Below are 24,378 nucleotides of genomic sequence, written 5' to 3'. Positions count from 1 at the left end.
GTTGACAGGGACGACTGCGTCCGGAATTATCCTCCGATAATAAAGAAACGTCTCTCACATTCTCGCATAGCCGGGAATCGGAGGCAGGACGTCGCGACGCGCCCCTGGGAGGAGACCAGCATGACCCGCTACAGCCGACGTACATTGTTGAAAACGGGCGCCGCGTTTGCCGGCGCCTCGACACTCGGATTTCCGGCGATCGTCCGCGCCGAGGAAGCCAGGATCAAGATCGGCCACCTCACGCCACTGACGGGTTTTCTCGGCGCCCTCGGCACCTATGCCACCCTCGGGATGAAACTGGCGGTGGAAGAAATCAACCAGGCCGGCGGTGTCATGGGGCGCCGGCTCGATGTCATGTCGGAAGATTCGGTCAATCCCGCCACCGCCGCGACCAAGGCTCAACGCATGCTCGAGCAAGATGGCGCAGCCGTGCTGGTGGGCGAGATCAATTCAGCCTCGGCGCTGACCATCATGCAGGTGGCCAACCGCAACAAGCGGCTGTTCCTGCAAACCGGCGCGCGATCCGACGCGCTACGCGGCAAGAACTGCAACAAATACACGTTCCACATGGACATCCCGAACACGGTGATGGTGAACACCGTCGGCAAGGCGCTGCTTCGCGAAAATATGGTGAAGGACAAGAAATTCTTCACGCTGACTGCCGACTATATTTTCGGCCACGATCTGCTGGCCGCAGCCAAGCGTTTCTTCGGTGCGAGCCAGGGCAACCTGATCGGCGACGAGTTGATCGCGACCGACGTGACCGACTTCAGCCCCTATCTGCTCAAGATCCGGCAGGCCAAGCCCGACGTGGTCTGCTCAAATCTGGCCGGCAATCAGGTGACAACCCTGATCAAGCAATATGCCGAATTCGACCTGCCCTATCCGATCGTCGGCTTCAACCTCAACACCGCCGATGCCTGGGCGGCGGGTGACGGCAATCTGAGCGGCACCTGGCCGACGGTCTGGTATCACACCCTGGACGTGCCGGCGTCCAAGGCCTTCGTGGCGAACTTCACCAGGAAGTACGGCAAGCCGCCCGAGAACCATGCATGGATCGAATACGTATCGTTCAAGATCATGGCGCAAGCCATGAACGAGACCAAGTCGACCGACACCGACAAGCTGATCGCCTATTTTGAAAAAGAGACGGAGTTCGACATCCTGAAAGCGCGCAAGGCGCATTTCCGGGCGTGGGACCATCAGCTGATGCAGGAAGCCTATCCGTTCACGGTCAGGCCCAAGGGCCAGGCCAAGGATCAGTGGGACTTCATTGCGCTGGGCGCCGCACTTCCCGCAGCCGGCGAACCGCTGGAATCGCTGGCGCCGACCAAAGAACAGAATCCCTGCTCCCTGTAACCACCGCGTCAGTTACCCGGCGTCCGCTCCGATCCGGGCGCGCGCCGGGCGATCGTCTTTTTTCGGCACGGTCGCCACCGCCGCCGACACATTGTGCCTCGGGATAAAAAATGCAACTCGGTTTCTTGCTGGAACAGGTGGTCAATGGCCTCGTGCTCGGAGGCTATTATCTCTTGATCGCGCTCGGGCTGTCGCTGATCTTCAGCGTCGGCGGCGTGGTCAACCTGGCGCATGGCGCGTTTTATGCGCTGGGCGCCTATGTATCGGTCGAAATCACAAAATATCTCGGCTTCGGGCCTGCCGCCGTATTGTCGCCGGTCGCGGTGGCGATGCTCGGCATCCTGTTCGAGCGATACATCCTGCGCCGCTTCTACACCGCCGATCCGATCCTGAGCCTGCTCGTGACTTTCGGCCTCGCAATGGTCGCCGAGCAGGCGATACGCATCGTGTGGGGTGCGGCCCCGCTGTCGGCGTCGATCCCGCCGGTGTTTCGCGGTGGTGATCGTCGGCGACTTCCTGTTTTCGCGCTACCGCGTGATGCTGCTGGCGGTGGTTGCGGCCGTACTGCTTGGGGTCTGGCTCCTGCTGCACAAGACCTCGTTCGGCCGCGTGGTCCGCGCCGGCATTCAACGGCCGGACATGGTCGCAGCGTTGGGCATCCGGTTGCAACCATACATGACTGCGATCGTCATGCTTGGCGTCGGCATGGCCGCGATGGGCGGCGCCTTCTTTGCCCCGATCACGATCGTGCACCCGGCCATGGGAGCGGAAATCATCACTGTTGCCTTTGTCGTGGTGGTGATCGGCGGTCTCGGCAGCTTCTGGGGCGTCGTGATCGCAGCATTGCTCGTCGGCGTCGTGCGCGGCATCACCATCCACTTCCAACCGGCGGCAGGAGAGGCATCGATCTACGTGCTGATGTTTCTGGTGTTGCTGGTGCGCCCGCGCGGGTTGCTCGGCGAGCGTATCGAGAAATTCGAATGAAGACTGCATCGCCTATGCAAAAATACCGGCCATTGGCGTTCGCGAGCCTCGCGCTCGTCGTTCTGCCGTTCGCCCTGGCGTTGCTCGGGCTCTCGCTAAACACCGGGACCATGGTGGTGACGCTTGCGATCGCGACCATGGGGCTCAATCTGTGCGTCGGCTACACCGGGCTAGTGTCGTTCGGCCACGGCACCTGGTTCGGCATCGGCGCCTATGCCGCAGGCTTGATCCAGCTGCACTGGTTCGGCGGCAAGATATGGCTGCCGCTGCTGCTGTCGATGGCCGTGGTCGCGGTGTTGTCGACGTTGGCAGGCATCATCATCTTACGACGCCGCGGTGTGTACTTCTCGCTGTTGACGCTGGCGCTGGCAGCGCTGACTTATACCATCGCGTTCCGCTGGAGTGCCGTGACCGGCGGAGAAGACGGCCTGGGCGGTTTGAAGCGCGGCAGCATCGGAACGATCAGCCTCGACAACGCGCTCGCCTTTTACATTGTCGTCGCACTGATCGGGTTAGGCGTGCTGTATCTGCTGCTGCGGCTGGTACGCTCGCCGTTCGGTCATGTGCTGGTGGCGATCCGCGAAAACCAGTTGCGCGCGACGTTCCAGGGCTATCCGGTCGAGCGCTACAAGCTTGGTGTCTTCGTGATCTCGGCCGTGGTGACCGGGCTCGCCGGCGCACTGCTTGCGTTCCAGACCTATCTCGTTTCGGCCGAAGCAGTCTCGGTGCCATTTTCCGGTGAACTCCTTGCCATGGTCGTGATCGGCGGCATGCGCAGCATGCTGGGACCGGCGCTCGGCGCGCTGTTCTTCATCGTGTTCCGCGAGTTATTTTCCATCTGGACGCCGAACTGGCTGCTTTGGTTCGGACTGATCTTCGTCGCCTTCGTGCTGTACTCGCCCGGCGGCCTGGTCGGCATCTGGGCCACGTTAAGCAAGCGCTTCTGGCCGGCGCCGGAGGAATCCGCCGCCATGAGCAAGCGCAAGATCTACGAGGGCTTGCCGCTGCCGGCTTTCCTGACGCCCGAAGCGCTCAAAGGCACCGTGTTGCAGGTTGAAGCCGTCTCAAAGAGTTTTGGCGGCATCCGCGCCGTCACCAACGCCAGCCTGCAGATCGGCGCCGGTCAAATCCACGCCCTGATCGGTCCGAACGGCGCCGGGAAGACCACGCTGTTCAACCTGGTATCGGGACTGTTTCCAACCGATAACGGCACCATTCGCCTCAACGGCCGCGAGATTCAGGGCGTGCCGTCCGACCTGATCTGCCATCAGGGACTGGCACGTTCGTTCCAGATCACCAATTTGTTCAAGGAATTGTCGATCTACGAAAACTTGAGGCTTTCGCTGCAGGCGCGGCGCGACATGCGCTTCGATCTCTGGCGCGACATAGATAGCTATCCCGAGGTTCACGCGGAAACCGCCGAGCTGATCAAATTCCTCAGTCTTGAAGGCATCGAGGAGATCGAAGGCGGCGAACTCTCTTATGGCGGGCAGCGGCTGGTTGACCTCGGCATCGCGCTCGGTTCCAAGCCACAGGTGCTGCTGCTCGACGAACCGCTGGCCGGACTCGCCGCCGCTGAGCGCGAACGGGTGTCGAACCTGATAAAAAACGTCGCCGCCAATATTCCAGTGCTGATCGTCGAGCACGACATCGACCGCGTGCTGGGCTTTTCACACACGGTGACCGTCATGAACCAGGGTGAGGTGCTGATGACCGGCACCCCGGACGCCGTTCGCGCCGATCGCCGGGTGCAGGAGATCTACACCGGCACCGGCATTCCCGAGGTGGTGCATCAGCGCAGCGATGAGGCCAAGGAAAGTGCCGCCCAAGTATTGCGCTTCGAGCGCGTCAACACCTTCTACGCCAAGAGCCATATCCTGCACGACGCGACGCTGGACGTGCGCGAAGGCGAAATCGTCGCCCTGCTCGGCCGCAACGGCGCCGGCAAATCGACATTGCTGAAGACCCTCGCCGGGCTGGTGCCGCTTGCCTCCGGCAGAATCGAATATGAAGGCCGCAACATCGCCGGCCTGCCGGCACCGGATATCTCGCGATCGGGGATCGGCTATGTGCCGCAGGGCCGCGGCCTGTTCGCGGGCATGACGGTGCGCGAAAATCTCGCGCTCGGCCGCCTCGCGCGCAAGACCGACGGCAGCCATGGCGTGGTGTGGAGCGAACAACAAATCCTCGACTATTTTCCGCGCCTGAAAGAGCGAATGGACGTCGCCGCGGATTATCTGTCCGGCGGCGAACAGCAGATGGTGGCGGTGGCGCGCGCCATGTCCGGCAATGTCAAGCTGTTGCTGCTGGACGAGCCGTTCGAGGGTCTCGCGCCGGCCGTGATCCTCGAACTATTCAAAGTGTTCGACCTGCTGCGCCGCCACACCTCGATCGTGATCGTCGAGCACAGTCTCGATCTGGTGCTGGCGCTGGCCGACCGCGTCTTTGCGCTGGAACGCGGTGCCGTGTTCCACGAGGGACCCGCCGAGCCGCTGCTGACCGACCTCGAATACCGCAAGAAGATATTGTGGCTTTGATTTATGCCGTCATTGCGAGCCAACGGGTCGCGCGAATGCGCGCCCGATGACAGGCTCCGCGAAGCAATCCATGCCGTCGTACAGGAAGTATGGATTGCTTCGTCGCTTCGCTCCTCGCAATGACGTCAAATTAGTTGCACGGACACGACAATGAAGCGTCTAATCGCAGCAGTCATAACCGGAGCAACGGTCCGCCGGCACGAACGCAGCTGATAGCAAGATGACCATCGCCGTGTTCACCAAGAACCGGACCAATCCGGCCTATGACGCATTCCGCATCGCATCCGACCGGATCGCGCGCTCCAGCGGCGCGCAAATCGTGCATTACGTGCCGAAGCAGCCAGATAGCGTCGACGAGCAGATTGCGATGGTGGATCAGGTTCTCAAGGACCGACCGGACGCCGTCATCTTTATCCCGGTCGACGATGTCGCGATGATCGATTCGGTGAAGCGGCTCAACGACGCGAAAATCCCCGTGATCCTGGTTTCCAATCCGATCCCGGGCAGCTTCGTCACCTATGTCGGGGCCGACGATTTCGAGATCGGCTACCGCCAGGCGCGCTATCTGTTTGAAAAGCTCGGCGGCAACGGCAGGATCGTCTTCATTGAAGGCACCCCGGCAGCGCCGACCAATCGCGAGCGCGTTCGCGGATATAAGCGCGCCTTCGCCGAGTTTCCCGGCATCGAAGTTCTGGGCTCCGGTATCGGCAACTACCAGCAGCCGGACGCCAGGCGCGTGATGGAGAAGCTGATGGCCGAGCATCCCCAGATCGATGCCGTGCTCTCGGCCAATGACAGCATGGCGCTCGGCGTGCTGAAGGCCCTGAGAGCCGGCAACCGTTCATCGATCGTGATCGGCATCAACGGCATTTTGCCGGTGGTGAAGCTGATCGAGACCGGCGCGATGCTCGCGTCGGTCGATTTCAACATGTTCAAGATCGGCTGCACGGCGACCCGCGCGGCGGTGCGTTACCTCAGGCAGGAACCCGTGCCGGAGAAGATCGTCCTGCCCGCCGAGGTGATCGACCAGACCAACTACAGGGCGTGGCTGATTCCGATCGAGCAGCGCACCTGTCCGGAATGGAGCGAAGTGGCGAAGTGAGAGCGAACAGGGCCCAGGCTACGCCGCCCCGTCAGCGGGTGCTCCGACAACGGCGATATCGCCAAACCTGTCCCACATCCGCTGCAGCGAGGGCCCGTAGCGCGTCTCGAGACAGGCCGGACGCCTGTTCGCGTATTTGTTGCCGGCCACGACGTAAATCGTGGTCCAGCGCCCGGCCACCCTTATTGGAATAGGCCACAGGGTCCGGCACCTCTTATCCAGCATGTCGTCAGCAGGCGGCATCAGCAGAACGGCGTTGCCGTCGCGCGCAAGGACGCGGAGTATCTCGGAGATCGCCAACCCAATATCGTTCCGGACAATTCCTTCCGGCTGCACGGCCTGCCCCCAGGGCAAATTCGCCAGCACACAGTCCGCTGAGCCGTCACGATACGGCAATCGGCCGAGGTCGGCTCTGGCGAGCCACAACGCGCAACCGGCGTTGATCCCGTTGTTGCGCGCGGCCTGCAGCGAGACCTCGCCGAAGTCGGAACCGACTGTCATGATATCCGGTATCAGACGCTTGGCCTCAACGAGCAACGTTCCGGTCCCGCAGCATGGATCGGTGATGAGATGACCCGGCTGAGCGCCGCCCAGCATCGCCATCGCAAACGCCACCGGCGGATGCAGCGCGCCCGGGATCGAGGCTGTCCGGTAATCTCGGCGATGCAGCGGACGAGAGGTGACGCGAAGCCCGACGATGGCCTGGGTATCCCGGATGTGAATTCGAAAGCTGACATCGACGGCGCCCGGATCAATCAAATCGTGATCGAAGAACGGCAGGCTCACGATCCCGGCGATCGCTTCTCCCGCCGATGTTTCAATCTCCTTGCGATTGTAGTTCCGGCGCCCGAGAAAGCTGCCGACAACCTCAAAGCCCGATGATCGCCGAACGGGACGAAATCTCTCGACCTTCGCCAGGAAGCGCGGGAGCGGAAGTTTTCGTAACCCCTCCCCCAATCGCGACAGACTCGCGCGCGTGTGGTCGATTGCGTCGATTGTCCCGCAGACGAAGAACAGATCGTCGATGCTGCCGAGCTGCGGTATTTTCGAATCACGGGGTGCCCTGAAAACGATTTCCCGATGCCCGACTTCGACGATCTCGCCGCACAAATCCGTCTCGATCTCAGCCGCCGCCAGCCATTCGAGGCCCCGGACGGAACGCGCCAGAAACGTCTCCATCTCGGCAACGGCACCCTGTTTGGCGTCGCGCAAAATAATCCCCTCAGATGCCATGGTATCCAGGCAACTCCCTACGGCGCAGTCTGGCCGGCTTGCTGCTGAATCTGCAGCACGATGAATTCGGCCGGCTTCACCGGGGCGAAGGCGACGCGAACGTTGACCACCCCGCGATCGATGTCGTCTTGCGTGGTGGTAGTCCCGTCGCAGGCCACGTCGTAGCCATAAAACGCGCCCTGTTGGAAGAGACCGGTCATGAACGCCCCGATGGTCTGCCGCAATGTCGACCAGAGGGCTTCACCGTTGGGCTCGAACACGGCGAATTTGGTGCCGCGAACAAGGCTCTCCTCGATGTAGAGCGCGAGCCGCCGCACCGGAACGTATTTGTAATCGTCCGACAGCAGGTCCGCGCCGCGCAGGGTGCGCGCGCCCCACACCACCGGACCCACGACCGGAAAATTGCGCAGACAGTTGATGCCCAGGGGATTGAGCTGCCCGTTCTGTTCATCGTTGAGGCTGAACTCGAGCCCATTGATGCCGCCAATGCCGGCCGTGATGCCGGCCGGCGCCTTCCACACCCCGCGCAAATTGTCGGTCGCCGCGAAGATGCCGGCGATCGCGCCGCAGGGCGGGAAGGTTTCGATCTGGCCGGTCTTGGGATCCGCTTTCCTGATCCGCGGGAAGTAGACGGCGCAATTGCGCGCCTCCAGTTCCGGTCCGCCGATTCCAAGATCGCTCGGCTGGATCTGGTCGAGCCTGCCCTGGCGGGCGTGGTCGCTCCATGCCTTCGGTGGGTCGAGGATCAGCATCGCGCGGCGCTTCAGGCAATACAGCGCCGCGGCTTGATACAGCGTCTCGAGATCGCCGTAGTCGGCATCCGCCGGATCCGGCGGGATGCACATGAGGTTGAACAGATCGAAATTGTCGAGCGCGTAGATGCCGGTGCGCAGTTCCGGATTGCCGGCGAGGTCCGCGGCAGTGAGATCGACGCTGTCGGCGCCGCCGGCAAACGCTACATGGGTTGCGGCGGTCGGCGTGGCCACCGGCAGCGGATCGCCCGGCACGCGGGCGAGTTGTGACTGTGTCTCCAGCACCCGGTCCAGCCTGTGCGGCCCGGCGTCGCCCTTGATCGAGACGTTTTGAAAGCGTTCGACGGTCTCGCTGCCGTCGGGCGCCTTGTATGTCAGCGTCAGATTGAACGAATCGACAGAGCCAAGGGTGGCGTCGATCGACATCAACAGATGGCCATTGGGCCAGGCGCCAGGCGCGGCCGCCACCAGCGTCAATCCGCCGCCGTCGGCGCGCGCCAGCCCATCCCCCGCTCCGGCCGGCGCCTTGAACACGCGCACGATGATCGCATGGCTGCCGCCGTTGCCAAAGAAATCCTCAACGGCGTTACCCAGCGGATAACCAGTGGTCCGTCCGCCAAAGGAGCGCTCGAAATCCGCTGCGCTGAAGCAGTGCATCGGCGCAAGCGGGCCCATCATCGCGCGACCGACAAAGGCTGTGATCGAGGTTTCGACACCGGTGATGGTGACGTTGGGGATCTCCTGGACGGAGACGCCGGGATATTTAACCGGGATCGGCATGGGCGCTCCAGACCCGAAAGGGATAAAACGAAGCAATGCCTGTGCGCAAACAGCTCGTCACGCTGTTCGGCTTGCAAGCCAACACGCGCATGGGAAAGCCGGACGTATCACAACGTGTTTTGTCGTACGTGATTATGCGGAGATTGCCCAGCGTGCGAGTTCCACGAAAGTGCGACTGCTCAAGGGCCCAGCACTGCTGTTTTCATAGGCAACTCTGCCACAAGAATCGGCAAAGGACCGAACTGTTCCGGTCGTGCGAACTGGAATTGCTGACAATTCAATAGGTTGTGCGAACAATACCGATGGCATGAATCTTGATTGAAAAAGGTTAAAAATTGGATGCGGGAACGTCAACGGCATTGTCCGACCCTGGCTAAGCAGCGGGGAAAGGCCGGTAAGCCATGGGGCCATTCGCTACCAATCTCCCGTCGCTTGACGCCGGCGCGGTTACCCCAGCGCCGAGCAGAGTGTCGGCTTTGTGCCCATCATCAGGACTGATCTTGTTGTCGCCCCCGGGCAGCGGAGCGGCGCGATCACGACGGCAATTCGAACTACAGCGAGAAGGGAACAGGCGGGCGAGGACAGGATCCTTGCCTCGTCCGATCGAGCGCGCCGTTCGCGTTCGCAAATGGAGAGACTGGGGGAAGGCTGGATAAATCTTAACCGACATCTCTTGTGACGAGGAGTGGAGACAATGGAATCCTGGAAATACGCGCGGCAAAGACTCGTACCTTTCGTGGCTGCTCTCTTGGGGACTGCGCTGCTCTGCTTTCTACTGAGTGACATCGCATTCGCGGAAGACGCGGGCCCGCCAGCCTGCGGCGGCAAGATTCTCGAGAAATGCACTCCCAATTCCGGCGACACCGCATGGATGCTCGCTTCGGTCGCACTCGTGTTGATGATGACGATCCCGGGCCTTGGGCTGTTCTATGGCGGCATGGTGCGCAAGAAGAACGTCGGCGACACCGTGATGACCAGTTTCGCCGTCACCTGCCTCGTCACGATCCTTTTCGCGCTCGTCACCTACAGCATGGCGTTTCGCGCCGGCACGCCCTTTATCGGCGGCCTGGACCGCATGTTCCTCAAGGACATCCTGAGTGACATCGGCAAGGGAGGTATCGGCAATCCCAATCCCCTCGCCGCGACCATCCCGGAAAGCGTCTACATCTGCTTCCAGATGACGTTCGCCATCATTACGCCGGCGCTGATTGCCGGCGCGTTCGCCGAGCGCATGAAATTCTCGGCCATGCTCTGGTTCATCGGGCTGTGGGCGATTTTCGTCTATGCGCCGATCGCGCACTGGGTCTGGGGACCTGACGGGATCTTCTCCTCCGGCAACGATGCCGCGTTGGTGAAGGTACTCGATTTCGCGGGCGGCACGGTCGTGCACATCAACGCCGGCGTCGCCGGACTGATGTGCGCCATCATGCTCGGCAAGCGCAAGGAGACCGGGCCGGCGCACAACATGGTGCTCACCTTCATCGGCGCCTCGCTGCTGTGGGTTGGCTGGTTCGGCTTCAACGCGGGCTCTGCCGTGACGGCAGGCATGCAGGCCGGCATGGCCATGCTGGTGACCCAGATTGCCACCGCTGTCGCCGGGTTCACGTGGATGCTGGTGGAATGGGCGCTGAAGGGCAAGCCGACCGTCGTCGGCATCTGCTCCGGTGCGGTCGCGGGCCTCGTCGCCATTACGCCGGCTTCCGGCTTCGTCGGCCCCGTCGGCGCCTTTGCCATCGGCGTGGCCGCGGGCGCTGTCTGCTACTGGGGATGCACCGGGCTCAAGCGCTTGTTCAGCTATGACGATGCGCTGGATTGCTTCGGCGTGCACGCGGTTGGCGGCATCGTCGGCGCACTGCTGACCGGGGTGTTCGCGGTCGAGCAATATGGCGGAACGGCGGGCGTGCTGGAGGGGAACGTTGCTCAGTTCTTCAACCAGTGCATCGGCGTCGCCACCGTATTCGTCTATGATGCCGTGGTCAGCCTGATCATCCTGTTCGTGGTCAAGATGTTCGTCGGGCTGCGCGTGACGGAGGATATCGAACGCGAGGGCCTCGACCTCGCGCTGCATGGAGAAGTCGTACAATAAGCAATTGACGTCAAAGCAGCGTCGCCGGGCGTTGGAGCATGATCCGATCAGATTCGATCGGGTCATGATCCAGCGCTCGCCGCGAACAAGCTGCCCGGAACAGGGTGGAAGCAATCCAGGCTCGCGGCCAAGGACAGGCCGGACCGGTGCCTGAGCGCAAGCGAGGAGCCACATGAACTGGGTCTATTGGGACACAGCATGGTCGCTGTTCTTCAGCCTCGTTTGGTTCATGACCATCACGCACCATCCGGATGCACAGATCTCGGACGCGCATTTCCGCGATGAGGCGTTCGGCGGCTGAACGAAGTAAGACGTGATCGAGCGGATCGGGCCGGAGCCACGGATGCCCGACGGGCCGTTGCATGCCAGGATGTCCCGGTTGCGCGTGTTGGGGGCGGCGGTGGCGATGGGTTCCATGCGCTAGCTCCGGTAATAGCGCAACATCCTGAGGAACGTCCGGTGGATCTCATCGGCCGGCTGGTCGAACGGTTCCACGTTGACCCGCACCACGCCGTTGTGGTCCATGCGCCACGGCAGGCGCATCAGCCGGCGATAGTTCGGCTGCTTGCGCCAGTCGGCCACGAGCGCGCTGCCGAGCGGCGCGTTGAGCACGATCTGCAGCTCGTGAACGGTCATCGCGCGCTCGGCGATCTCCGCCAGACCGATATATTCGATCGCGCGCCACCGGATCAGTCCGAAGGCCTGGATAAAGATGCCATACTGATTGGCGCCGATGGTGGGCCGCCCGGTCTCCAGCAAGGGCATGTTGTAATAGGTGAAGCCGGCGGCCGCCAAGGCGAATGCCAGCCAATAGGCTTCGCCGGTGATCCAGGCGGCCGTGACGAACACCGCGGCCAGCGCGGCCGTCACGTAGACGGGAAAGTTGGTGTCGTCGCGTCGGTAGGCGACCGAGTAGCCACCCACATCGCGTTCTTCCAGGTTTGCGTTCATGTCTGGACCCTGCCCGGATACGCCAAGCTTACGCCTCTGCGCCTGTCTGATCCATTTCGTGTCTCGGAGAGAGTGGGTACGAAGCCTCGGATTTTCACCTGCTCCATGACGACGTCGGCAGAAGAATTTCGCCGATCGCGGTCGGAATGAATCGCAGCGATTGAGGAAGCGGCCGATTTCATTTCTTGAACGCATGGCTGGCGACACAATGCTGATCGCACCCGTCTCCAGGCCGATTCCCTGCTAACAGGGAATTTTACACTTTTGAGGCTCCTTGGCCCGATTTCATAGCAAGAAACCGCAGCGCTGCAGCCACTTGTCGCGCCATTCCCTGCTCAAATTAACAGGGAAAATATTTGAAGAACAGGGAATTCAAAACCAAAAGCAGGGAATTAACTCGACAACCAGACCTTACCCGACCCTGGTTCGCTGCGTCATTCCGATAAGACGTCGACGAAGTCATGCCGGGGCGCGTTACTGCAAAGAGTCGACATGCGCCTTCGAGGTCTTCAAGTCGGTGGTTTCAAAGCCCCTTCGTACCGGACGGCTGAGGGCCATCCGAAGGAAACTGCTTGACCGACCCGCCAAATCGCTCCTTCACGCGCTCGCGCAACTTCTGGAATGTCACGTAGAGCATCGGCACAAGGAAAATGCCCACCGAACTCGCGGCCAGCATGCCTCCGAACACGGGAGTTCCAACGCCGCGCCGGCTAAGCTCCGCAGCACCGGTGGCGATCACCAGCGGCAGCAGACCAAGAATGAAGGCGATCGAGGTCATCATCACCGCGCCGAACCGAGTCTGAGCGCCGAGGATAGCCGCCTCGTCAATCGCCATGCCTGCCTCGCGCCGCTCCTTGGCGAATTCGACAATCAGAATTCCGTTCTTGGCAGCGAGAGCGATCAACACAATGAGTCCGATCTGGCCGTAGAGATCGAGATTGCAGAGAAGCTGGGCCCCGGCACGTTAGACGTTGTTAGGATTGGTTAGAACCGGCCCTTCTCTGCTTGAGCTTCCGCGGCAACCCTGCAAAGTAAATTCAGAGAGAGTCCGAGCAAACCTGCCGGCGGCAGTGATCCGGCCTCCCTCCATGAGGATGATGAGGGCCCGACGATGTCTATCGTTTCCAGCACCGAGAGGAGGCCCGCTTTTTGGCGAAAGATCCAGGCCCCGAAGCCGGCCGATTCCGTGATGTCGGAGAACACCCTGCCAGCATGAGACTCTCATGAACTCATCCATAACTTCCGCCCTTGCGGCGTTAGCGGGGACCATCACTGGCGGACTTACATCCATACTCACGTCTTGGTTGACTCAGCACGTACAGGCCACGGCCCAGTGGCACGCGCAGGACAAACTCCAGCGTCAAGAACTCTACAGAGAGTTTATTGAGAGGGCTTCGACATGTTATATTGACGCACTCCAGCACGACAAAGCGGATATACCGGCACTGGTCGAGCTATATGTCCGGGTTGGTAGAATCCGCATCCTCTCTTCGCCGAAAACGATCGAAAGTGCCGAGTTGGTCGCGCGAACCATCGTCGATACCTATCTGAAACCTAACAAGACCTTTCTGGAATTGAGGGAGATAGCGAACAGCGGATGAATCGATCTCCTGCGAGATTTCAGCGAGACCTGCCGCGCAGAATTCGAGTCGCTTCGCGCTCCATTCTGAAACTCGATACGAGTTGGCGAACTCGCTCCGAATTGGCTCCCAGCGGTTGACGCGAGAGCTAACTGCATCAGGCAGGCCTGGATTCCGGCTGAACCGCTTCCGGACAATCCTATTTCAACTCATCCAGAAGACGTTTCGCGGCCCTTAAATCGAGAGTGTCGAATCCCTCGGTGAATCGGTCGTATACCGGTCGCAGGACGCGACGCGCCTACTCACCCCGACCTTGGCGAGCCCACAAATGAGCCAGGCTCGTTGCCGTTCGCAGCTCCCATGCGAGGGCCGATTGCTCCCGCGCAAGATCTAGTGAGCGTGAGAACCAATACTCAGCCTCGGACGAAAGGGGTCCGGACCCGAGCAGTTCTCCTTTAATGCGCATCGTCTCGGGAAGATAAAAGTGGGGTCTACACGCCATCGCCTTGTCGATGGCAGCGTCAGCCTCGTCAGGTCGCCCTGTCCTCGCCAGACAGATCGCTAAATCGCTGGTAAATACTGGCGTCATAGTTTCGTGCTGAACTCCCTCTAACGCCTCAAGACCGGCATTCAATAGCCGCAGGCCAGCTTCCGTATCGCCCTGCCGGAGAGAGAGCTCTCCTTTCAAGCCAAGGCAAATGGCATGATGACATCGTAAGGAGTATTTTTCCGCAGATGCAATCAACCCATCGATAATCCTGTCCGCTTCAGACCATTCGCCTGTCCAGAGAAAAAACGTCACTCTGTAGATCCCGCAAAGGCAAAGTGAGACGGGATGGTGAAGCTCGGTTGCCTGATGTATTGCCTGCGTTGCAACTGTTACAGCGCGGTTGGCATAGCCTCCCAGCCAAAGTGCGCGAGCTAAAGTGAGTAGGGCGCGAATACGCTGGTCGTATCTGGAGCGAATCAGGCTTGAATTCTGATTTGGCGCTTGCTTCAGCGCAGTTTCACAATGCTTCCGTGCGCTGGCCTGATCACCTAGAAGATGATCGGAAACCCCCAACATCCAATCTGCCATCATCATTGCTGTCGGATCAGATGTCCTCCTCGCAACGGCTGCATTTTGCTCGGCAACAGCTGCAGCCCCACGGAAATCTCCAATCCGCACCAGGAAAGTATGATGCGCAGCCGATAGCCGCATCTGGTGGCATGGCAGTTCCAGAACCTGTGCGAGGGAGAGTGCCGTGGTAAGAGCTGCGAGGGCCTCCTCGCTATTTCCTTTGATGAACATCAGCGATTCAGCAAGCGCTTCTTGCAATTCCATCTCACGACGATCGCCTTGACCACCGTGTTCGGCTATCGCTCGTTCCATCCAAAACGACACTCCATCATAACGACAATTCAAGAAAGAGCGGAGCTGACGCTGCCGCGAGCGCGGTGCCGAGCTCCTTGTCTCCCTGCTCCGAGAAGCTCCATTCCAAGGCAGCCCGCGCATTGCTTACATGCCTCCAGCGTTCGGCGGCGCCATCGTTTTTGGAACAAGTAAGGAAGGTGATCTCGATACGCTCCAGGAATTCGCGATAGTAGATTGCGTGCCGTCGCGCGATTGTGTTTCTTTCGCCGCTGTCTATCGTTTTTGCCAGGGCGTAAGCGCGGGTAGTATCTAGCAGCCGATAGAGCGTCCCCGTGTGGCTCGTCTCCACCGCGACAAGGGATTTTGTGACCAGACCTGCGATGGCCTCGGCGATTTGCTCTCTCTCTAGGATGTCCCCAGCAGCGACGAATTGCGCGGCCTCGAGAGAAAAGGCTCCGACGAACACCGAGAGCCTGCGGAAAATCAGGCGTTCGGATTCAGGGAGCAGATTGTAGCTCGAGTCGAGCATCGCGCTTAGCGTCTGATGCCGGGGTGACGCCGTGCGTCGTCCCTGCCACAGCAGCCTGCATGGCCCATCGAGAAGCGACGCAATCCCTGTGATTCCATAGGCGCCAACGCGCCCGGCGGCAAGTTCGAGCGCAAGGGCAATCCCGTCGAGTTTGCGGCAGACTCTGCCAACGATCGGTGCGTCGGCATCATTCAACTCGAAACCAGTGCCGTCCGCAGCAGCGCGCTCAACAAACAGTTGGACGGCCGGAAAGGTGAGCGCGCGGGCTACCGTCAACGGTTCATCATCAGGGGGGACGGCCAACGGCTGTATTCGATGGACCTTCTCACCTTCAACCTGCAGCGGTTCCCGGCTCGTCGCCAGGACATGGACCTCTGGAGCCTCCCGGAAGATGCGCTCCGCCAATGGCGCAATCGTCCCGATCAGATGCTCACAGCTATCGAGCACCAGCAGCATGCGCCTGTCGCGCAGGAAAGCGGGTAGCGCAGCAAGCTGATCATCGAAATTGCCGGGCAAGCCCACGGTCGACGCGACCATGTTGGGTACAAGAGACGGCGTTCCCAGTGGCCCAAAGTCGACGTAATGGACTGCGCCGTCGAAGGCGGCGAGCATGCTATGGCTGACCGCGGTGGCAACCGTGGTTTTGCCGATCCCGCCCGGACCCACGATGGTCAAGAAGCGCCGCGCGATCAGTTCTTCCGAGATACGTTGGACCGTTTCGTCGCGTCCCACCATTCTGGTCGGACTTGGGGGGAGCCCGACAGGCGAATATGCGAGCGAATTGCTCAAGAGCGCAGGAGAACTTGCGACACGCGAAATCGGTGCGACAAAACAGTAGCCGCGGCCCGACACATTGGTCACATAGCGCGTGCTCGATCGCCCCTGCCCAAGCGCCTTGCGCAACGCCAGGATATGAAAGCGAAGGCTGCCCTCATCGATCACAAGGTCCGGCCATACTCTTGCGATTAGCTCCCTCTTGCTGACCACTTCGGCCGGGCGTTCGACGAGAGCGATAAGAATGTCGAGGGCGCGGCTGCCAAGCTGAACCGGGCCGCCCTCTTTTTCCAGGACTCGCGCCGAGGCGGACAGACGAAATGGACCAAAACAGATCACGTTCTGAGAAGCAGACCATCTAGACCGCGCATCCATGATATTCATTTCTTCTCGCCCAAATATGCCCCCGCTCCGATTGCATTTTCAATGACGGCGGCACGACCTCTGTTCTGCTGAATGAAGTTGTCGATTAGAACTGGTACCTTACAGGCGCTTGACGACCTTCATGGATCGAGACGAGTTCGTCCAGCCGCAACCTGGCATCTAGCTACGCAATCGTCTTTCAGAATCGACCTCGGATTGTTCAAATCGAACGGGGAAAAATCAAAAATGAAGCATCTCTGCATCCAGCAATTATGGGGAACTCTTGATTGGAACATGGCAATTTTCGATTCGATTGGTCAGTTACGGTCATGACACGCTCGGCATCGACGTTGAGATGTCCGAGGCGCTCGAAATGAGCAGCCGTTAGCGAGAGGATCGACGCCAGCGAACGGGTGTCTTGCCGACCACCCTCTTGAAGACGACGGTAAAATGCGCTTGCGAACTGAAGCCCATCACGGCGGCCACATCGGCTATCGACAACTGCGGATCGAGAAGGAGCCGTTGTGAATACGCCACCTTCCTTCTCAGGATGTAGTTATAGGGAGAACATCCGGTTGCCGCACGAAATTGGGCAGCGAAGTGCATCCGAGTCAGACCGGCGACATTGCTGAGTTCAGCCAAATAGACCGGCCTGGTCAGGTTGGCTTCGATGTAGTCGACGGCGCGCTTCAATCGCCATTTGGGAAGAGGCGCGGACCTATTCGATGCGAGAGCCCCACCCCTCATCGAATTAAGCGTAAAAAGGCGAGAGGCGAGCGCTATGCTTACGCCATCGACAAAGGTCGGTCCGGCTGGACCTCCATCGTCATCAACTTGTGCCAGCAGGCTGGCCAATTGAAAGACGACGGAATCGGCCATGAAGTGAGGATCAAAAAGCTCGATTGGGCCAGTGGGCGAGTGTCCATAGATTTCTGTAAAACACTCGGCGAGAAATGACTGGGAGAGATAAATACGTACGCAATCGAATGTGTTGGTGAAAACGGTGCGACTCGGTTCTCCGGGACCCGTTATCAAGACGGCGTCCATCTGAATTTTTCCGCTTATGACCTGCTTACCTGCAAAGAAGAATTCTAGTGAGCTGGGAACGAGAGGAAATGTGATGAGGTGCGAGTCATCGGGATGGTTCGCCTCCATCTCCAATGGCTTGACTGGCTTCGTCACCGTCCAGCGGGCGAGTGTTACGCGATGCCCTGCATCCGGGGGCGCGCCCTTCCTGACCGGACGCTTCCGCCACTCGATCTCCGGAAGGATGATCTTTGCCGGAGCGACAAGGTCGGCGAAAGTCGGTGTTTCTGCGCCCCGGCGCGCCATTCCCGGAAAGCTTGTCACCAAGGTCCCTCCTGGCGTTTCATCGGCAAGCTAGGGACGCATATTTGTTTTCCCCGACCGGTTTCCCGGCAAGGCTCTATTGGCGCCCTCGCTCAGGAGTATTTCAAGGAAGACGTCGGCGTCGCGTCGCGCGTCCACATTTCCTATTTCTGAGAAAACTTTGTTCAACATCGGCCTTCCTTTCATTGCGACGTTGCATATCTGGCAAATCGCCTAGCGCGTCTTGAATGACTACGCGCCGGATCGGCGCGCCGCGAAAAGACCGGACGAATTTGAGCTGGTCATCGTCGCGGCCGTTCTCCTCAAAAGCGCGTGGAACCCATCCTACGCGCGATTGCGCATGCGCCCATCCACTTTCCGGAAAGAGAACTCATATCAACGTATAGGTGGAACAAAACCTCGGCGCGTTTGGCCCGTGGCCACCGAACACCGGAGGGTCGATGACGTATGAAAGACCCGCGGATCGTATGGAGTCTCAGCCTGCCGAAGCCTGATTCGCGGGCAAGGCAAAACTGAACCGGGCTCCGCCCAGAGCGGACATGTTATCGGCTTCAATGTGGCCGTCATGCGCTTCCATGATGGATCGGCAGATCGACAGGCCCATGCCCATGCCGGTATCCTTTGTCGTAAAGAAACTGTCAAAAAGACGGGGGAGATGCGTCGGGTCTATTCCCGGGCCGCTGTCCTCGATAACGCAGCGCACCGTTTCGGGATCGGACAGTGCGGTCCGAATGAAAATGCTGCGGCGCCCCGTTCCCGACTGCACCATCGCCTGCACGGCATTGATCACCAGATTCACGATCACCTGATTAAGCTGGGTGCGATCCCCAGTCACCTGAGGAAGCGCCGGCGCCAACTCGAGGGAAACGGAGACCCCTTTGGATTGGAGCTCATGGCGAAGGAAGAGCATCGACTCCGTGATCACGTCATGGAGCGCCAGTGCGGTCTGTTGCGGCGGCCGCCCTGTTACCATCGCCCGAATTCGCGCGATGATATCGGCAGCGCGATCGGCATCATTGAGGATACGTTGCATTAATTCGCGCGCTTTCGGGATGTTCGGCTCGGGTCGATCGAGCCAACGCAGCCCGGTTTCGCCGTTGGTCCGCACGGCGGCCAGAGGCTGGTTGACCTCGTGCGCGATCGACGCAGCGATCTCCCCGAGCACAGAAAGCCGCGCCGCGTGCGCGAAATCCGCCTGCACTTGCTGAAGCCGTTCCTGGGCGCGAATTCGGTCTGTTATGTCGATAGCTCCGCCAAGGCCGACTCCACCCGCGCCGATCGATTCCAACCTGGCGGCGGTGAACAGGACGTCGACTTCGCGGCCGTCTAGCATGACAAACTTCGTTTCTTCCTGAAACGTAGGCAGTCCGCGGAACCTGGATTCCATTGCGCGTCGGAACGTATCGGGCCTTCTTTGCCAAAAAAATCCGCTAGGTCCCAACAGCTGATTCCGATCCTTTGCGCCAAACATCTTGATTGCGTGTTCGTTCACCTCTTCCACGATGAGAGCGTCCATCAAGCGAAGCAGGAAATCCGGATCCTGATCCAGGTAGGTGCCCAAATCCGTCACGCCGGCGGCTCGCAGGCCAGCGAACAAGTCCGCAATGCCACGCCCGTCGACTTGCCACATGGCGATCGGCATTTGCTCAAAAAGGTGCCGATATCGCTGCTCGCTGGCGCGCAGCATCTCTTCTGCCCGCTTGCGGTCGGTCATGTCGAGAACAAAGGCAACCCCCTCGTCTTGTTTCCACGTGAAAAGCGCGCGGGCGATTAGAATCGGCACCCGGCTGCCGTCTTTGCGGAAGTACTCTTTCTCACGCGGTTGCACCGTTCCAAACGTTTTCAGCTCTGCCAAGGCCTGGTCGTCGGCATCGCGCCATTCGGCCGGCGTCAGCTCTGTCCATCGCAGCCGACCTGAAACGAGATCTTCCCGGGCATATCCGACAATATCAAGAAAGGCCTGGTTGGCATCGATGATCCGGCCCTGAACATCCCAGATCACGATCCCGATGATGTTCGAATCGACTAGGCCACGTATCCTGGCCTCCCGTTCCCTGAGATCGCTGTACAGATGGGCGTTCTCCAGCGAAATCGCCGCTTGAGATGCCAGCAGTTCCAGTACCGCGATCCGCGCGGGCGTGAACACGTGCGCCGCCAACTTGTTTTCGAGATAGAGCACCCCGATCAGCTTGGACTGTTTGACCAAGGGCAGGCAGAGGACCGATCGGGCGAACTTCTGGCAGATGTACTCGTCCGCCGAGAACGGATTCTGCACCACGGCGTCATCAAGGATCACGCTTTGCCGCGTCCGCATCACGTAATGCAGCATGGATACGGGAAGCTCGGCCGGAGACACGGCCGCCTCGCGCAGCATGACCTCGACCCGACCGCGGCCGGTCGTCGCCTCCGCCTCGATCCGTGGTTCGTCGCCCGGGAACAGGATGAGCAAGCCACGCTCGGCGCCGGCATGCTCGACGGCGATCCGCAGCAGCGTCTCTATGAGCTTTTCGAGTTCGATCTCACTGGACACCGCCTGCGCGGCCTTGAGCACCGTCCCGACATCCAGCTGCTCGACGGGCGTGCCAATGGTAGTGGTGGGAGATGCAGGGACTGGTGCGTCGCGGAGATGCGGATGAAGCTGTTCGAGTTGCCGCACCTTGCCAGCCGCGCCCCAGCGAAGATAGCAGCGCCGCGCCTCCCGCAGACAGGCGTGGGCGATCGTATCGAAGCCGCGCGCCGTGAAGAACCGCGCGGCCAACTCATGGGCCAGGCCCTCGTTCTGGACGAAGCCGTGCTCGCGAGCCGACTGAATGGCCTGCTCGTACAGACGCATTGCATCGGCGTCTCGCCGTTCGAGGCGGGCGATCTCCGCCGACACCAGGGCGTACTTGTCAGCGAACGTCGCCGGGTAGTTTTCGGCCCACTCGCGCAGTTGCTTCCGGTGCGCCGTCAGGAGTTCGTGCCACTCTTGCTGCTCGTCGGCCGACACGTTCTCATAGAGCGCTGAGACCGTCAGTGCGGTGTAGTAATGGTAGTCAAGCAGCTCTATCAGCACGAATGTGGCCGAAAGCAGCGGCTTTGCTTTGTCGGCCGCCGCGAGAGCCTCGGGGTAGTCGCCTGACAGGAACCGTGCCTTCAATTTGAGGATCCAGTACCAGGCGATCGTCAAGCTCATGCAGTCCGCGGTCAGCAGCGCCTCGAATGTCGCCTCGTCGAACCGCGTGTCGCTGAAGCTGGAGAAGGTCGCGGTCCGGCCCTGCATGGTCGCGATGAAGCGTTGCTGACTTATGATGACGTGGGACGTGTCGCCGTACTTAGCTTCCTGGGCGAAGTCCAGCGCCAGCTCCGACTCGCGCCAGACAACATCGAGTGGATCGCTCCGCAGGAGAAGGCACGTGACACATCCATGCATGCCGTAGCAGGCAAAGTACAGATCACCCGTCTCGATTGCCCTGCGAATGCCCGTCCGCATGAAATCGATCACACTCGCTATCGGCTGCGTCCAAAAGGCAACCGCTGCCATCGCCGAGTAGACCTTCGACTGGTAGGCAATAAAGCCGTGCTTCTCGACCAGATCGCAGGCGAGTTCGGCGAAATCGTAGGCATCGCGATAACGGTGAAAGACCGCCGCGAGCACAATTCCCAAATAGCCATAGGCGTGCGCGGCAGCGCCGGTCGACCCGTGCTGCATACTGACGTTCGCCATCCGGCACACTTGCAAGCAATACAAACGGAAGTCGGTAAAGTAGGCGGGAGGACCGAGGACCGCGAGCACCTGCATGACGGCCTGAAGTTCCGGATCGCTCATCAGGGGCAGATCAATCAGGCTCTCGATCGGGCGCCCATTGAGGGACTGCCAGACCGCCTCGTATTCGGCCTGGACCTGTTCCTGGGTCGGGTGTGTCGGCAAGTCAATGCCGAATAGGCGCAGGCACGTGAGCGCGCTGTCCACGGCTCGCAGGTTCTCTGACTTCGCGACATGGAACTGTACCTTCAGGTGGTAGACGGCCGCCTGGTCGACTTTCCAGGCCGCGCGCTGCAGCAACTCGACAATCAATTGCTCGGCCTTGTCTAAGTGACCGCTCAGAAACTCGCATTCCGCGTGTTCGAGCCACACGCTGAATGTCAACTCGTACTGACTGCCCCAGTCTCGATCGTCGAGTAGGGCCATGCCGGCTGCTAGATACGCGCGCGCCGACGCATAGGCTGCCGACGCCTTGGCCTTTCGCCCGGCACGCAGATCGATCGCCGCCACTTGCGCTTTCTCGTCCCGGTCGATCAGCCGTGCGGCGCCCCGATTGAGCTGATTTGCGATATCGAACAGATGCTCGGCGAGTTCGTCCACCGTCATGCTCGCGAGCAGCACGCGGCCGATGCGCAGGTGGATGTCGGCACGGTGCTCGTCGGGAATCAGTGAATAGGCCGCCTGCTGGATCCGGTCGTGCAGGAATTTGTAGGCGCTGTCCTCGCGAAAGACGAGCCCGGCGCGGACGGCTTCCCAGAGAGCCGCGTGCATCGCCTCCTCTGTTTCCCCGTGAACCATGGCCAGCGTCGCGATCTCGGCGCCGTTGCCCAGGCAGGCGAGCTGTTTCAGGGCTTCCTGGGTGGCGGAAGAAAACCGTCTCAGCTTCCCGGCCATGAGATCCATCACGTTGTCGGTGTAGCTCTTGGCACGGATGCGGTTGATGTCCCATCGCCAAGCCCCCGTAACCGGGTGGAATGCCAGCAGCCCCTCTTCGGCCAGCGCGGTGAAGAACTGGATCGCGAAAAACGGATTGCCGTCGGTCTTCTCCTGAACGAGCTCCGCCAATGGCCGCTCGCGCTCCGGCTCGCAGTGGAGCGCGTCGGCGATGAGCCGGCCAAGATCGTCGAGCCCGAGGGGCGCCAGCACGATCTCATGCACACTCGCGTCGACCGCGCGGATCGCCTCCAGCGTCCGCAGAAGCGGGTGCGTGGGGCCGACCTCGTTGTCACGGTAGGCCCCGACCAGCAGCAGGTGCCGCACCTCTGGATGCGTGACCAGGTGCATGAGGAGGTCGAGCGTCGCTGCATCAAGCCATTGCAAATCATCGAGGAACAGCGCGAGCGGGTGCTCCTTGCGCGCGAACACCCCGAGGAAGCGCCGGAACACCATCTGGAAGCGGTTCTGCGCATCCTGCGGTGGCAGGTCACCGACGGGCGGCTGTTTTCCGATCACGAGCTCCAGATCGGGAACGAGGTTGACGATGAGCTGTCCATTAGGGCCCAGCGCGTCGCGCAGTGCACCCCGCCACTGGCCAAGCTCCTCCTCGCTCTCGGTGAGGAGCGAGCGGACAAGGCTCTGGAATGCCTGGCCCAGGGTGGCGTACGGGATGTCGCGCTTGTACTGGTCGAACTTGCCCGACGCGAACAGGCCACGCGGCGGTACGAGCGCCTTGTGCAGCTCGTTCACGACCGAGGATTTGCCGATCCCGGCATAGCCGGAGACGAGCACGAGTTCCGAGGTGCCGTTCGCTGCGACCCGGTCAAAGAGCGCGATCAGTGCCTCAATCTCGCGCTCCCGGCCGTAGAGCTTCTCCGGAATCAGCAACCGGTCCGAAGTGTCGTGCATGCCCAGCTGGAATGGCTCGATGCGACCAGCCGCCTCCCATTCCGTCAGGCAGCGCCGCAGATCGGCCTCGACACCAGCGGCGGTTTGGTAGCGCTCCTCGGCGGTCTTGGCGAGGAGCTTCATCACAATCGCCGAGAGCGGCTCCGGTATGACCGCGACCCGCTCGTTGGGCGGCACCGGTTGCCGCGCGATATGGCAGTGCACCCACTCCATCGGATCGGCGGCGGTGAAGGGGAGCTGCCCCGTCAACATTTCGTAGAGGGTGACGCCCAGGGCATAGAGATCGCTGCGGGAGTCCACCGAGCGGTTCATCCTGCCGGTTTGTTCCGGCGCCATGTAGGCGAGCGTGCCCGCGATCACTTCCGGCGGCGCGGGGGCTTGATGCTCGCGCGGCAGACACGAGGCAATGCCGAACCCGGTCAACCACACCGCGCCGCTTGCAGCGTCCACCAGGAAATTTGCCGGCTTGATATCCTTGTGAATCAGGCCTCGCTCGTGCATTTGGCGGAGCGCCGCCGCCAGCGGAATCGCGATGCGCAGGAAATGCGACGGGTCGAGCGGCCGGCCAAGCAGTCGATCGAGCGGTACACCCCCGGGATCCTCCAGCACCAGCGTCATGTGGCCGTTGTGGTGCGTGAGCGCGACGGGTCGCGCCGCCCAGCCTGCGTCAAGTTCGGCCTTGAGCGCATATTCGTGTTCGAGCCGCTGGACGCAACCGAGCGACGTTTCCTCCGCGGCAACAAGCAGGATCGGCGCCAGGCCGTTGCCGGAGCCCCGGTAGAGGGCGATGTCTCCCTCCCTCAGGGGCGAGAATGCGTAGCTCAAGAGCTCGTTCACGAGGGCCTCCTGCCAGGAGGACTGCTCTAGTACGTTGATTAGGTGACGTTTGCTCTGGCCCGTCAATCCAAAAACAGAGGCTAAAAACGCGAACATATCACGATCGATGCTATATTGTGGCTAGACGACGACGGTTGCGCCGCGGTTGCGGCCCAAATCATGGCGGCGACCGGGGATTGAGTGCGGTCGCCATGCGCGCAACTCGGAGACCGTCAAG

General features: G+C 60.9%; 13 protein-coding genes and 2 pseudogenes. 7 read left to right on the top strand and 8 right to left on the bottom strand.

Features of this window, described 5'->3' with window-relative positions; all coding sequences use genetic code 11:
- Nucleotides 1–120 precede the first annotated feature (120 nt).
- The 4 genes and pseudogenes from V1289_RS36665 to V1289_RS36650 all read left to right on the top strand — a co-directional run bounded on the left by V1289_RS36665 (nt 121) and on the right by V1289_RS36650 (nt 5,982).
- Nucleotides 121–1,359: an ABC transporter substrate-binding protein gene (locus V1289_RS36665; protein ID WP_334403540.1), complete on the top strand. Its 1,239-nt coding sequence runs from the start codon at nt 121–123 to the stop codon at nt 1,357–1,359.
- Nucleotides 1,360–1,469: 110 nt separating this feature from the next.
- Nucleotides 1,470–2,343: pseudogene (locus V1289_RS36660) on the top strand (branched-chain amino acid ABC transporter permease).
- Nucleotides 2,340–4,880, top strand: coding sequence for a branched-chain amino acid ABC transporter ATP-binding protein/permease (locus V1289_RS36655; protein WP_334403538.1), 2,541 nt, complete (start codon nt 2,340–2,342; stop codon nt 4,878–4,880). Before V1289_RS36660 ends, V1289_RS36655 begins: the two are co-directional and overlap by 4 nt.
- A 220-nt stretch (nt 4,881–5,100) precedes the next feature.
- Nucleotides 5,101–5,982, top strand: coding sequence for a sugar ABC transporter substrate-binding protein (locus V1289_RS36650; RefSeq protein ID WP_334403536.1), 882 nt, complete (start codon nt 5,101–5,103; stop codon nt 5,980–5,982).
- Between the two features lie 18 nt (nt 5,983–6,000).
- On the opposite strand, the gene V1289_RS36645 is transcribed toward V1289_RS36650, so the two are convergent.
- Both V1289_RS36645 and V1289_RS36640 read right to left on the bottom strand, forming a co-directional pair.
- Nucleotides 6,001–7,215: a methyltransferase domain-containing protein gene (locus V1289_RS36645; RefSeq protein WP_334403534.1), complete on the bottom strand. Its 1,215-nt coding sequence runs from the start codon at nt 7,213–7,215 to the stop codon at nt 6,001–6,003.
- Nucleotides 7,216–7,232: 17 nt separating this feature from the next.
- On the bottom strand, nt 7,233–8,747 hold the full coding sequence (locus V1289_RS36640; RefSeq protein ID WP_334403532.1) for a phage tail sheath family protein: 1,515 nt from the start codon (nt 8,745–8,747) through the stop codon (nt 7,233–7,235).
- Nucleotides 8,748–9,441: 694 nt separating this feature from the next.
- Between V1289_RS36640 and V1289_RS36635 the strand changes: the two genes are divergently transcribed.
- Entirely contained in the window at nt 9,442–10,833 is a 1,392-nt protein-coding gene (locus V1289_RS36635; RefSeq protein ID WP_334403530.1) for an ammonium transporter, read from the top strand.
- A 172-nt stretch (nt 10,834–11,005) separates the two neighbouring features.
- Nucleotides 11,006–11,134, top strand: a complete 129-nt coding sequence (locus tag V1289_RS36630) for a hypothetical protein (RefSeq protein ID WP_309183340.1) — start codon at nt 11,006–11,008, stop codon at nt 11,132–11,134.
- A 119-nt stretch (nt 11,135–11,253) separates the two neighbouring features.
- Here the strand turns inward: V1289_RS36630 and V1289_RS36625 are convergent, their stop codons facing one another.
- On the bottom strand, nt 11,254–11,784 hold the full coding sequence (locus V1289_RS36625) for a hypothetical protein (protein WP_074279926.1): 531 nt from the start codon (nt 11,782–11,784) through the stop codon (nt 11,254–11,256).
- A gap of 523 nt (nt 11,785–12,307) precedes the next feature.
- Nucleotides 12,308–12,724, bottom strand: a pseudogene (locus V1289_RS36620) (efflux RND transporter permease subunit); the annotation flags it as partial.
- Nucleotides 12,725–13,007: 283 nt separating this feature from the next.
- On the opposite strand from V1289_RS36620, the gene V1289_RS36615 reads away from it, so the two are divergent.
- A complete protein-coding gene (locus V1289_RS36615) occupies nt 13,008–13,385 on the top strand; it encodes a hypothetical protein (RefSeq protein WP_334403528.1) in 378 nt (125 codons plus the stop codon).
- Between the two features lie 277 nt (nt 13,386–13,662).
- Here the strand turns inward: V1289_RS36615 and V1289_RS36610 are convergent, their stop codons facing one another.
- The 4 genes from V1289_RS36610 to V1289_RS36595 form a co-directional block, all read right to left on the bottom strand.
- Nucleotides 13,663–14,736, bottom strand: a complete 1,074-nt coding sequence (locus V1289_RS36610) for a hypothetical protein (RefSeq protein ID WP_334403526.1) — start codon at nt 14,734–14,736, stop codon at nt 13,663–13,665.
- A 16-nt stretch (nt 14,737–14,752) separates the two neighbouring features.
- A complete protein-coding gene (locus V1289_RS36605) occupies nt 14,753–16,405 on the bottom strand; it encodes an ATP-binding protein (RefSeq protein ID WP_334403524.1) in 1,653 nt (550 codons plus the stop codon).
- 363 nt (nt 16,406–16,768) lie between these two features.
- Nucleotides 16,769–17,734, bottom strand: a complete 966-nt coding sequence (locus tag V1289_RS36600; protein ID WP_334403523.1) for an AraC family transcriptional regulator — start codon at nt 17,732–17,734, stop codon at nt 16,769–16,771.
- Between the two features lie 475 nt (nt 17,735–18,209).
- The gene (locus V1289_RS36595) at nt 18,210–24,161 is read right to left on the bottom strand and encodes an ATP-binding sensor histidine kinase (RefSeq protein ID WP_334403521.1); all 5,952 of its coding nucleotides are present in this window, start codon (nt 24,159–24,161) and stop codon (nt 18,210–18,212) included.
- Nucleotides 24,162–24,378: the final 217 nt, after the last annotated feature.

The organism is Bradyrhizobium sp. AZCC 2289 (assembly GCF_036924615.1).
GTDB lineage: Bacteria > Pseudomonadota > Alphaproteobacteria > Rhizobiales > Xanthobacteraceae > Bradyrhizobium.
This window is presented reverse-complemented; position numbering and strand designations above follow the sequence as displayed.

What these genes read in the sequence shown, in the direction of transcription:
- V1289_RS36635 (WP_334403530.1), top strand. Translation starts at nt 9,442, where the DNA reads ATGGAATCCTGGAAATACGCGCGGCAAAGACTCGTACCTTTCGTGGCT.
- V1289_RS36645 (WP_334403534.1), bottom strand. Translation starts at nt 7,215, where the DNA reads ATGGCATCTGAGGGGATTATTTTGCGCGACGCCAAACAGGGTGCCGTT.
- V1289_RS36610 (WP_334403526.1), bottom strand. Translation starts at nt 14,736, where the DNA reads ATGGAACGAGCGATAGCCGAACACGGTGGTCAAGGCGATCGTCGTGAG.
- V1289_RS36655 (WP_334403538.1), top strand. Translation starts at nt 2,340, where the DNA reads ATGAAGACTGCATCGCCTATGCAAAAATACCGGCCATTGGCGTTCGCG.
- V1289_RS36605 (WP_334403524.1), bottom strand. Translation starts at nt 16,405, where the DNA reads ATGAATATCATGGATGCGCGGTCTAGATGGTCTGCTTCTCAGAACGTG.
- V1289_RS36625 (WP_074279926.1), bottom strand. Translation starts at nt 11,784, where the DNA reads ATGAACGCAAACCTGGAAGAACGCGATGTGGGTGGCTACTCGGTCGCC.
- V1289_RS36650 (WP_334403536.1), top strand. Translation starts at nt 5,101, where the DNA reads ATGACCATCGCCGTGTTCACCAAGAACCGGACCAATCCGGCCTATGAC.
- V1289_RS36630 (WP_309183340.1), top strand. Translation starts at nt 11,006, where the DNA reads ATGAACTGGGTCTATTGGGACACAGCATGGTCGCTGTTCTTCAGCCTC.
- V1289_RS36665 (WP_334403540.1), top strand. Translation starts at nt 121, where the DNA reads ATGACCCGCTACAGCCGACGTACATTGTTGAAAACGGGCGCCGCGTTT.
- V1289_RS36615 (WP_334403528.1), top strand. Translation starts at nt 13,008, where the DNA reads ATGAACTCATCCATAACTTCCGCCCTTGCGGCGTTAGCGGGGACCATC.
- V1289_RS36640 (WP_334403532.1), bottom strand. Translation starts at nt 8,747, where the DNA reads ATGCCGATCCCGGTTAAATATCCCGGCGTCTCCGTCCAGGAGATCCCC.